We start from the raw sequence: 2,869 nt of genomic DNA, 5'->3' as shown, positions 1-2,869 counted from the left end.
CGCCAGGTGCAGCGCCACCAGCGACGACGAACACGCCGTGTCCACCGCCACCGACGGACCCTCGAACCCCAGCGTGTACGACACCCGCCCGGACAGCACGCTGGCGGAGGTGCCGAAGGCCAGGATGCCCTCCAGTTCCTCGGGCACCTGGCGCACGTCGGCGGCGTAGTTGTGGTAGGTGACGCCGGTGAACACGCCCACGTCCGTGCCGCGCAGGCGGGCCGGGTCGAGGCCTCCGCGTTCCATCGCCTCCCAGGAGATCTCCAGCATGAGGCGCTGCTGCGGGTCCATGGCCAGTGCCTCGCGCGGCGAGATCCCGAAGAAGTCGGCGTCGAACTGCCCCGCGTCGTGCACGAAGCCGCCGTGCCGGCTGTAGCTGGTCCCGGGGTGGTCGGGGTCCGGGTGGAACAGGCCGTCCAGGTCCCAGCCGCGGTCGGTGGGGAACCCGCTGATGCCTTCGCGGCCGTCGAGCACCAGGTCCCACAGCTGCTCCGGCGATTCGACGCAGCCGGGCAGCCGGCAGGCCATGCCCACGATGGCGATCGGCTCGTCGCTCCGGACCGCACCGGCGGGGACGGCGGCGGCCTGCGGCGGGTCGGCGGCCAGCCGCTCCAGCAGGTGGGCGGCGAGGCTCTCCGGGGTCGGGTAGTCGAAGAGCAGCGTCACCGGCAGTTCCGTGCCGCTGCGGGCGGCCAGCCGGTTGCGCAGTTCGACGGCGGTCGTGGAGTCGAAGCCGATCTGGTTGAACGCCAGGTCGGGTTCCACGGCGTCCAGGGTCTCGTGGCCCAGTACGACCGCCGTCTCCGCGCGCACGAGGTCGAGCAGTACGGCGCGCCGCTGGGCGGGGTCGAGACCGGCCAGGCGTGCCGCGAGGCCGTCGGTGTCCGCCGGCTCGGCCGGCAGGGGGGCGGCGGCGCGCGCGGCGCCGCCGGCTTGGTAGTTGCCGGCGAGCCAGAAGTGCCGGTGGCGGAAGTGGTAGGTGGGCAGCGCGATCGGCTCGGCCGGACCGCCGCCCAGCAGCGTGCCCCAGTCCACGGTGGCCGCGGCGACGTGCAGCGACGCCAATGCGGTCAGCATCCGCCGGGCGCCGCCCTCGTCCCGGCGCAGGGTGCCGGTCGCCGTCACTGCGGCGCCGGCCTGCTGGGCGGTCTCCTCGACGGCGGGTACGAGCAGCGGATGGGAGCTGAGTTCGACGAACGCGCCCATGCCGTCGTCGATCAGCCTGCGCGTGACGGCCTCGAACTGGACGGTGCCGCGCAGATTGCGGTACCAGTAGCCGCCGTCGAGGTCCGCGGTGTCCAGCCGGTCGGCGTGCAGCGTGGAGTAGAACGGGACCGCCGAACTCGTCGGCCCGATCCCGGCCAGCGACCGGGCCAGCTCCGCCTCGATCGTCTCCACCTGCGCGGTGTGCGAGGCGTAGTCCACGTCGACGCGGCGGGCGCGCAGCCCGTCGCGCCCGGCTTCCTCGATCAGTTCGGCCAACGCGGCCGGCTCACCGGCGACCACGCTCGACGCGGGGCCGTTCGCGGCGGCCAGCTCGATGCGGCCCGCCCAGCGTTCGATCAGCGTGCGAGCCCGGTCGGCGGGTACGCCGAGCGACACCATGCCGCCCCGGCCGGAGAGCCGGTCGGCGATCGCCCGGCTGCGCAGCGCCACCACCGCGGCGGCGTCCGCCAGCGAGAGGCCGCCCGCGACGCAGGCGGCGGCGATCTCCCCCTGCGAGTGGCCGACGACGGCGGCCGGCGTCACGCCGGCGGCCCGCCAGACCTCGGCCAGCGCCACCATCATCGCGAAGGACGCCGGCTGCACGACGTCCACCCGGTCCAGGGAGGGCGCGCCGGGCGCGCCGGCGACGACGTCCAGCAGGGACCATCCGGTCAACGGGTCGAGTGCCTCGGCGCACTCCCGCATCCGGGCGGCGAACACCGGTGACTCGGCCATCAGTTCCGCGCCCATGCCGGCCCACTGCGCGCCCTGGCCCGGGAAGACGAACACGATCCGCTCGGTGGCGTCGCTGCGGCCGGTGACCACGTTCGGAGCCGGTTCGCCTGCCGCCAGGGCCTCCAGCCGGGCCACCGCGTCGGCGTGGTCCGCGGCCAGGACGACGGCCCGGTCGGGCAGCGCGGCGCGGGTCGTGGCCAGGGCGCGGGCCACCTCGGTCAGGTCCAGGTCGGGCCGGCCGGCCAGGAAGGCGCGCAGTCGCTCGGCCTGACCGGCGAGGCCCGCGCCGCCGCGCCCCGACAGCACCAGCGGTACGTGCCCGCCGCCCAGCGCAGGCCGGTCCGGCCCGGGAGCCGCCTCCGCCGCCGGCGCCTCCTCGATGATCACGTGCGCGTTGGTGCCGCTGACCCCGAAGCCGGAGACGCCGGCCCGGCGCGGCCGGTCCCGTTCGGACCAGTCCTGCGGGGTGGTCAGCAGCTCGACCGCGCCGGCCGACCAGTCGACCTCCGGCGTCGGCGCGTCCACGTGCAGGGTCTGCGGCAGCACGCCGTGCCGCAGCGCGAGGACCATCTTGATCACGCCGGCGACTCCGGCGGCCGCCTGTGCGTGCCCGATGTTGGACTTCAGCGACCCGAGCCACAGCGGCCGCTCCCGGCCCTGGCCGTAGGTGGCGATCAGGGCCTGGGCCTCGATGGGGTCGCCGAGCACCGTGCCGGTGCCGTGCGCCTCGACCGCGTCGACGTCCGCCGCGGACAGCCGCGCGTTGGCCAGCGCCTGGCGGATCACCCGCTGCTGCGACGGACCGCTCGGCGCGGTCAGCCCGTTGGACGCGCCGTCCTGGTTCACCGCCGTACCCCGTACGACGGCCAGCACCCGGTGCCCCAGCCGCTGGGCGTCGGAGAGCCGCTCCACGAGCAGCACGCCGGCG

The 2,869-nt window shown here is 75.7% G+C and carries 1 protein-coding gene; it reads right to left on the bottom strand.

What is annotated here, in order from left to right; all coding sequences use genetic code 11:
* On the bottom strand, window positions 1-2,869 hold a 2,869-nt coding region (locus tag IG94_RS39395; RefSeq protein ID WP_043485734.1), incomplete at both ends, for a type I polyketide synthase.

The organism is Streptomyces olivaceus (genome assembly GCF_000721235.1).
GTDB classification, from domain to species: Bacteria; Actinomycetota; Actinomycetes; order Streptomycetales; family Streptomycetaceae; genus Streptomyces; species Streptomyces olivaceus.
This window is presented reverse-complemented; position numbering and strand designations above follow the sequence as displayed.